This is a genomic window from Streptomyces sp. NRRL F-5630, from assembly GCF_000719475.1.
GTDB lineage: Bacteria > Actinomycetota > Actinomycetes > Streptomycetales > Streptomycetaceae > Streptomyces.
Genome location: NZ_JOGO01000072.1, coordinates 21,611 through 29,867 on the forward strand (window position 1 = coordinate 21,611; position 8,257 = coordinate 29,867).

Consider the following 8,257-nt stretch of genomic DNA (forward strand, 5'->3'; position numbering starts at 1 on the left):
CCACCTGACGCCGGGGCGGGCGCCCCTGCGCGGCTCCCGGCCACGGCTCAGCCCGCCGGGTACCTCCTCGGCGTCCACACGATCTCCTCGCCGTCACCGCGCCGCACCACCCGCGTCTGCGAGGAGCCCACGAGCAGGATCGTGCGCATGTCCACCTCGGCCGGGTCGAGGTCCGCGAGCCGCACGATCCGCACCCGCTCGCCCGCACCCCCGACATCGCGCGCCACCACGACCGGCGTGCCCGGCGCACGGTGCTCCAGGAGCACGTCACGCGCCGCCCCCACCTGCCACGTCCGGCTCCCCGAGCCGGGGTTGTAGAGGGCGAGGACGAGGTCGGCGCCCGCCGCCGCGCGCAGCCGCTCCGCCACCACCTCCCACGGCTTGAGCCGGTCCGAGAGCGAGAACACCGCGTAGTCGTGCCCCAGCGGAGCCCCCGCCCGCGCCGCCGCCGCGTTCGCCGCGGTCACCCCGGGCAGGACGCGCACGGGCACGTCCGCGTACTCCTTCCGCGAGGCCACTTCGAGCACCGCCGTCGCCATCGCGAACACCCCGGGATCGCCCCCGGACACGACCGCGACCCGCCGTCCGCGTGCCGCCAACTGCAAGGCGAACTCGGCACGTTCGGACTCCACCCGGTTGTCCGACGCGTGCCGCCGTTGCCCCGCGCGCTCCGGCACGCGGCCGACGTACGTCGCGTAGCCCACGAGGTCGTCCGCCGAGGCGAGCACGCCCCGCGACTCCGGGGTGAGCCACAGCGGCCCGGCAGGACCCGTCCCGACCACGACGACCTCGCCGCGCCCGACCGGCTCCCTCCGCCCGGCGGCGACCCGGCTCGGCAGGACGGCGACCGAGAAGTACGGCACGCCGTCCGCGTCCACTTCCGCGAGCCGCGCTGTCCGCTCCCCGTCCATCGTCGCCCGCTCCACGTACCGCGCGTCGTCGAGCCGCCCCGCGCTCTCCAGCGCCCGGCGGACCTTGGGGAAGGTGCGGCCCAGCTTCATCACGACCGCCGAGTCCGTCGCCGCGAGCCGCGCCGTGAGTTCCTCCTCGGGCAGCGTGCCCGGCAGCACGGTCAGCACCTCCTCGCCCTCGACGAGCGGCTGTCCGAGCCGCGCCGAGGCGGCGGCGAACGACGTGACGCCGGGCACCACTTCGGTCGCGTAGCGGTGCGCGAGCCGCTTGTGCATGTGCTGGTACGAGCCGTAGAAGAACGGGTCGCCCTCCGCGAGCACCGCGACCGTGCGCCCCGCGTCGAGGTGCGCGGCGAGCCGCGCCGCCGCCTCCTCGTAGAACTCCTCCAAGGCCCCCCGGTAGCCGCCGGGATGGTCCGTCGTCTCCGTCGTCACCGGGTAGACGAGCAGCTCCTCGACGTGGTCCTCCCGCAGGTACCGCTCCGCGATGCCGCGCGCGATCGACCGGCCGTGCCGCGCGCTGTGGTACGCGATCACGTCCGCCTCGCCGATGACCTCGACGGCCCGCACGGTCAGGAGCGAGGGGTCCCCGGGACCGAGCCCGACCCCGTACAGCTTGCCGCTCATTCCTCCTCGCTCGCGATCGCGTTGAGCGCGGCGGCGGCGAGCGCGCTGCCCCCGCGGCGGCCCCGCACCACCAGGTGCTCCAGGCCGCCGTGCGCGGCGAGCGCGTCCTTCGACTCGGCGGCGCCGACGAAGCCGACCGGCACCCCGATGACGGCGGCGGGCCTGGGAGCGCCCGCGTCGATCAGCTCCAGCAGCCGGAAGAGTGCGGTCGGCGCGTTCCCGACCGCGACCACGGCACCGTCGAGACGGTCGCCCCACAGGTCGAGCGCGGCGGCGCTGCGCGTCGTGCCCAGCTCCTTCGCGAGGGCGGGCACGGCGGGGTCCGAGAGCGTGCACACCACGTCGTTGTCCGCGGGCAGCCGCTTGCGCGTGACACCGCTCGCGACCATGCGCACGTCCGTGAGGATCGGCGCGCCCGCGCGCAGCGCCGCCCGCGCCCGCGTCACCACGTCCGGCGTGTACGCGAGGTCCCGTACGAGGTCGACCATGCCGCAGGCGTGGATCATCCGGACCGCGACCTGCGCGATCTCCGGTGGCAACCCGCCGAGTTCGGCCTCGGCGCGGATGGTGGCGAAGGACTCCCGGTAGATCGCCGGGCCGTCCTTCTCGTAGGTGTAGCGGGTGCTCACGGGTCTCGCTGCTCTCGGTGTGGTGGTGCGTACGGGGAAAGTCGGGGCGGGGAGCCGGTCGTCATGTCCCGGCGGGAGTCCGCAGCGCCCTCGCGAAGCGCGCGGGATCCGCCGGGTCCACCAGGAGCGGGGCCCGTCCCGGGACGGAGAGGAGGTAGCCGCCGTCGGGGCCCGCGACGACATCGGCGTGCGGCTCGGCGGGCCGGCCGCAGCGCCGCTCGCACGCCGACCAGTACAGCGGAAGCGGCGAGGCGGCGACGGCGGGCAGCGCCCGCGCGGCGTCGGCGCGCACGTCGGCGCGGGCCCGCGCACACCCCGGCCGCCCCACGCACGCGCCGACGCGCGGCCAGGGCGAGCAGGGCGCGGTGACGAGCCCGGCCGCGGCGAGCCGCGCGGCGGCGTCCCCGGCGGGCCCGGCGACGACGACGCCGCGCCACGGCGTGAGCCGCAGCTCCGTCCCGGCCCGGGCCATCTCCTGCCAGGCGGTGGGGGAGAGGCGTCCCAGGGGGACGTGCACGGCGAGCGCGCCGGGGTACGGGCCGGGTGCGGGCGAGGCCGCTTCCGGGAGCGGCGGCCCGGCGACGGCGGTACGGGTCGCCACGCCCTCCGCGGCGAGCCGTTCCCGTGCCGCGCCCGCGAGGGACGCGCCGTCCGGCAGGTCGGCGACCCGCCACACGCGGGTGGCGGCGGGAACGCGGGCCGCGGCGTCGAGGAAGAGCTCGGCCGCGCGGAGGGCCGCTTGCGGGGCGTGCGCGTCCGCCACCACGAAGCGCTCACCGCCGACGGACACCAGTGCCTCGTCCTCGGGCAGGGCGCGCACGGTCACGTCGGCCCTCAGCGCGGTCATGTCGCCGCGGCCGTCGTCGAGCGCGAAGAGGAACCGTCCCGAGAGGCCGGTGGCCCACGCGCTCCCGCACAGCCCGGCGTCGAGCGCGCGCAGCCACTCGCACACCGGGCGCTCCCCGAGGCCGTCGAGCCCGGAGAGCGGCGAGGCGACGATGTTGCGGACGCGTTCGTGGGCGGGCGAGGGGAGCAGGCCCGCGTCCGCGAGGGCCCGGCCGAGCGCGTCACCCGAGGCGGGGTCGAGGCCGCGCAACTGGACGTTGCCGCGCGAGGTCAGGTGCAGGTCCCCGTCACCGCGCCGCAGGGCCAGCGCGCCCAGGGCCTCCCACTGCCCCGCGTCGAGCACCCCGCCGGGTATCCGCACCCGCGCGAGCCCGCCGTCGTCGGCGAGGTGCAGCCGCAGGGCCCCGGGACAGGCGTCACCACGGCCCCCGGCGGTGCTCGCCGAAGGCACCGGGGACGCCGGGGGCACGGCGGGGCGCGGAAGAGGGGAGGGCATGGCGGCGAGCATACCGATCCGCTCTCCGGCGAGACCGCCCCGCCCGTCCCCGTACCGCCGACGCCCGCCGTCTCCGGCCCGTGCCCCGTACCGCCGCCCCCCACCCCGCCCCCGTACCGCCGACCGCCGGTCGTTGCCGCCCTCACCCCCTGCCCCGTATCCCCGCCACGCGCCCCCCGTACTATGACCACTCGGCGGCCCCACCCGGTCCGCCACCGCCAGACGGCGACATGGGAGGAAGCCCGGTGCGAATCCGGCGCGGTCCCGCCACTGTGAGCACGCGCTCCCCGCGCGTGTGAGTCAGGAACTCCCGCCGTCCGAACACCGCCCGGGGCGTGGACACCCCGAGGAAGGGCCGACGCCGCATGTTCCTGCTCCTGTCGACGTCCGACACGGACCTGCTCAGCGCCCGCGCCGCCGCGGGCCCGGTCCCGTACCGCTTCGCGAACCCCTCGCGGCTCGCGCTCGACGAGCTCCCCGCCCTCCTCGAAGGCGTCGACCTCGTCGTCGTACGGCTCCTCGGCGGCATCCGGGTCTGGCAGGAGGGGCTCGACCTGCTCCTCGCCGACGGCAGGCCCGTCGTCGTGCTCAGCGGCGAGCAGGCCCCCGACGCCCAGCTCATGGCCGCGTCCACCGTCCCGGTCGGCATCGCGGCCGAGGCCCATGCCTACCTCGCCCACGGCGGTCCCGCGAACCTCGAACACCTCGCCCGCTTCCTCTCCGACACCGTGCTCCTCACCGGGCACGGCTTCGACGCCCCCGCGCCCGCCCCCTCCTGGGGCCCCCTGGACCGCGTCCCGCGCACCACCACGGGCCCGGTCGTCGCGGTGCTCTACTACCGCGCCCACCACATGAGCGGCAACACCGGCTTCGTGGACGCCCTGTGCGAGGCGGTCGAGGACGCCGGGGCCCAGGCGCTCCCGCTCTACGTGGCCTCGCTGCGCACCCCCGAGGAGGGGCTCCTCGACACGCTCCGCACCGCCGACGTCCTCATCACCACCGTCCTCGCCGCGGGCGGCACGCGCCCGGCCGAGGCGAGCGCGGGCGGCGACGAGGAGGCGTGGGACGCGGGCGCGCTCGCCGGGCTCGACGTACCGATCCTCCAGGCCCTGTGCCTCACCGGCTCGCGCGCCGACTGGGAGGACAACGACGAGGGGGTCTCGCCGCTCGACGCCGCCAGCCAGATCGCCGTGCCCGAGTTCGACGGCCGCCTCATCACCGTTCCCTTCTCCTTCAAGGAGATCGACGCCGACGGCCTCCCCGCCTATGTCGCCGACCCCGAGCGCGCCGCGCGCGTCGCCGGGATCGCCGTGCGCCACGCCCGCCTGCGCCACATCCCCGCGCCCGACAAGCGCCTCGCGCTCGTCCTGTCCGCGTACCCCACCAAGCACTCCCGCATCGGCAACGCGGTCGGCCTCGACACCCCGGCGAGCGCCGTCGCGCTCCTGCGCCGCCTCCTCGCCGAGGGCTACGACTTCGGCACCGAGCCCCTGCCCGGCGTGGAGTCCGGCGACGGCGACGAGCTGATCCGCGCGCTCATCGACGCGGGCGGGCACGACCAGGACTGGCTCACCGAGGACCAGCTCGCGGCCAACCCGGTCCGCATCCCCGCCGCCGACTACCGCCGCTGGTTCGCCACGCTCCCCGAGGAACTGCGCGGGGCCGTGGAGGAGCACTGGGGGCCCGCGCCCGGCGAGATGTTCGTCGACCGCTCCGCGAACCCCGAGGGCGACATCGTGCTCGCCGCACTCCGCTTCGGGAATCTCCTCGTCCTCATCCAGCCTCCGCGCGGCTTCGGCGAGAACCCCATCGCGATCTACCACGACCCCGACCTGCCCCCCTCGCACCACTACCTCGCCGCCTACCGCTGGATCGCCGCGCCGAGGAGCGAGGGCGGCTTCGGCGCCGACGCCATGGTGCACCTCGGCAAGCACGGCAACCTGGAGTGGCTGCCCGGCAAGAACGCCGGGCTCTCCGCCGCCTGCGGCCCCGACGCCGCGCTCGGCGACCTGCCCCTCGTCTACCCCTTCCTCGTCAACGACCCGGGCGAGGGCACGCAGGCCAAGCGCCGCGTCCACGCCACCCTCGTCGACCACCTCGTGCCGCCGATGGCCCGCGCCGAGTCCTACGGGGACATCGCGCGCCTGGAGCAACTCCTCGACGAGCACGCGCAGATCGCCGCCATGGACCCCGCGAAGCTCCCCGCGATCCGCGCCCAGATCTGGACCCTCATCCAGGCCGCGCGCCTCGACCACGACCTCGGCCTCGACGACCGCCCCGACGACGACGGCTTCGACGACTTCCTCCTCCACGTCGACGGCTGGCTCTGCGAGGTCAAGGACGCCCAGATCCGCGACGGCCTCCACGTTCTCGGCAAGGCCCCGGCCGGCACCGACCGGGTCAACCTCGTCCTCGCGATCCTCCGCGCCCGCCAGATCTGGGGCGGCACGCAGGCACTCCCCGGGCTGCGCGAGGCCCTCGGCCTCGACGAGTCCGCAGCGACCCTCGCGAGCGCGGACGCCGCCGAGGAGCGCGCCCGCGCGCTCGTCCAGGCGATGGAGGACGCGGGCTGGGACCCGGAGGCCGTGCCCGAGGACGAGAACGAGGACGTCCGCGCGGTCCTCGCCTTCGCCGCGCGCGAGGTGATCCCGCGCCTCGCGGCGACGACCGGTGAACTCGACCACACGCTGCACGCCCTGCGCGGCGGGTTCGTCCCCGCCGGGCCCTCCGGCTCCCCGCTGCGCGGCCTCGTCAACGTCCTCCCGACCGGCCGCAACTTCTACTCCGTGGACCCGAAGGCCGTCCCCTCGCGGCTCGCCTGGGAGACCGGGCAGGCGCTCGCGACCTCGCTCCTGGACCGCTACCGCGCCGACCACGGCGAGTGGCCCACCTCGGTCGGGCTCTCGCTGTGGGGCACGAGCGCGATGCGCACGGCCGGCGACGACATCGCCGAGGCCCTCGCCCTGCTCGGCGTCCGGCCCGTGTGGGACGACGCCTCGCGCCGCGTCACGGGGCTCGAAGCGATCCCGTACGAGGAACTGGGCCGCCCCCGCGTCGACGTCACCCTGCGCATCTCCGGCTTCTTCCGCGACGCCTTCCCGCACACGGTCGGCCTTCTCGACGACGCCGTCCGCCTCGCCGCCTCGCTCGACGAGCCCGAGGACGTCAACCACATCCGCGCCCACGTCCGGCGCGACGTGGCCGAGCACGGCGACGAGCGCCGCGCCACGACCCGCATCTTCGGCTCCCGGCCGGGCACGTATGGCGCGGGACTGCTCCAGCTCATCGACTCGCGCGACTGGCGCACCGACGCCGATCTCGCCGAGGTCTACACGGTGTGGGGCGGCTACGCGTACGGGCGCGGCCTCGAAGGGCGGCCCGCGCGCGAGGAGATGGAGACCGCCTACCGCAGGATCGCCGTCGCCGCCAAGAACACCGACACACGCGAGCACGACATCGCCGACTCGGACGACTACTTTCAGTACCACGGCGGCATGGTCGCCGCCGTGCGCGCGCTGCGCGGCACCGCGCCCGAGGCGTACATCGGCGACTCGACCCGCCCCGAGACGGTCCGCACCCGCACCCTCGTCGAGGAGACCTCGCGCGTCTTCCGCGCCCGCGTCGTCAACCCCCGCTGGATCGAGGCGATGCGCCGCCACGGCTACAAGGGCGCCTTCGAACTCGCCGCCACCGTGGACTACTTGTTCGGCTACGACGCGACGACGGGCGTCATCGCCGACTGGATGTACGACAAGCTCACCGAGACGTACGTCCTGGACGAGACGAACCGCGCCTTTCTCCAGGAGGCCAACCCCTGGGCCCTGCACGGCATCGCGGAACGTCTCCTGGAGGCCGAGTCGCGCGGCATGTGGGCCGAGCCGGACCCTGCGGTGCTCGACGCGCTGCGGCAGGTGTACCTGGAGACGGAGGGGGACCTGGAGGCCGGCGAGGGCTGAGCGTGCCGCCCTCGGCGGCGGTTCCTCCGGGCGGGGGCGCGAGGCGTGGGGCGGGGGACACGCCGCCGCCCGGTGGACGGGTGGGGGAGCGGTGGTCGCCGTGGCCGGAAGGGCTCTCGTCGCGAGGGCTCGCGCGCGGTGACAGGCGGGCGCGGGCCCGGGTGCCCCGGGCCCGCACGTCTCAAGCCGCCCCGTGCTCACGACCCGTTTCCTGACGCCCGGCAGGAGTGAGGGGCGCACGAGATCCGGGCTCGCGCGCAGGTCCCGAGCCCCGGCCGACCGGCTCCACGGCTCCGTCCGCAGCGCTGACCCCATGTCATCACGCCCCTCCGACCTGCGGTTTCCTCGCGGGTCCCGTTCGGAGGCTGGATTTACTAGGACGTCCAACTATATAGTCCGGGCAGGCCCGCGGTGCGGGGCTGCCGGCGCGATCCCGGCGCGGCCCCGCCTTCGGTACCGGGGAGCGACCCGTCGCGAGATTCGCGAGCCACGCACCGGCGCGCAGGGACGTCGGCGGGCACGCGGGGCGCGGTGAGCCGGGATCGATGACCGGCCGTGGGACGATCCGTGTTGTCCGCGTTATCCACGTTGTCCACGATGTCCACGAGGGATGGAGCTGACACGTATGGCACTCGTGCGCGCCCACCGGTCCGGCGGTCGCCCCACCCACCGGCCACGCCGCCACCGATCCCGGGCCTGAGACCCGCGCCGCGCGCGGCACCCCCGGCGGCCCCCGGCCCTACCGGACCGGACCCCTACCGCCCCCGCCGCGCCCCCGCGAGCCTTGCCCCC

The 8,257-nt window shown here is 76.0% G+C and carries 4 protein-coding genes and 1 riboswitch; of the genes, 1 reads left to right on the forward strand and 3 read right to left on the reverse strand.

Annotated features, from left to right (window positions below):
* Positions 1-47: 47 nt before the first annotated feature.
* From IF99_RS0125200 to IF99_RS0125210, 3 genes are all read right to left on the reverse strand, one after another.
* Entirely contained in the window at positions 48-1,538 is a 1,491-nt protein-coding gene (locus IF99_RS0125200; RefSeq protein WP_030999654.1) for a precorrin-2 C(20)-methyltransferase, read from the reverse strand.
* The gene (locus IF99_RS0125205; RefSeq protein WP_030999655.1) at positions 1,535-2,167 is read right to left on the reverse strand and encodes a precorrin-8X methylmutase; all 633 of its coding nucleotides are present in this window, start codon (positions 2,165-2,167) and stop codon (positions 1,535-1,537) included. Before IF99_RS0125205 ends, IF99_RS0125200 begins: the two co-directional genes overlap by 4 nt.
* A 61-nt stretch (positions 2,168-2,228) precedes the next feature.
* Positions 2,229-3,521 carry a cobalamin biosynthesis protein CobG gene (locus IF99_RS0125210; protein ID WP_030999656.1) on the reverse strand — a complete coding sequence of 431 codons (1,293 nt, stop codon included), beginning with the start codon at positions 3,519-3,521 and terminating at the stop codon, positions 2,229-2,231.
* Between the two features lie 222 nt (positions 3,522-3,743).
* Positions 3,744-3,819, forward strand: a riboswitch (cobalamin riboswitch).
* 55 nt (positions 3,820-3,874) lie between these two features.
* On the opposite strand from IF99_RS0125210, the gene cobN reads away from it, so the two are divergent.
* On the forward strand, positions 3,875-7,465 hold the full coding sequence (gene cobN / locus IF99_RS0125215; RefSeq protein ID WP_030999657.1) for a cobaltochelatase subunit CobN: 3,591 nt from the start codon (positions 3,875-3,877) through the stop codon (positions 7,463-7,465).
* Positions 7,466-8,257: the final 792 nt, after the last annotated feature.

Coding starts and splice junctions, on each gene's coding strand:
- IF99_RS0125200 (WP_030999654.1), bottom strand. CDS start 1,538: ATGAGCGGCAAGCTGTACGGGGTCGGGCTCGGTCCCGGGGACCCCTCG.
- IF99_RS0125210 (WP_030999656.1), bottom strand. CDS start 3,521: ATGCTCGCCGCCATGCCCTCCCCTCTTCCGCGCCCCGCCGTGCCCCCG.
- cobN (WP_030999657.1), top strand. CDS start 3,875: ATGTTCCTGCTCCTGTCGACGTCCGACACGGACCTGCTCAGCGCCCGC.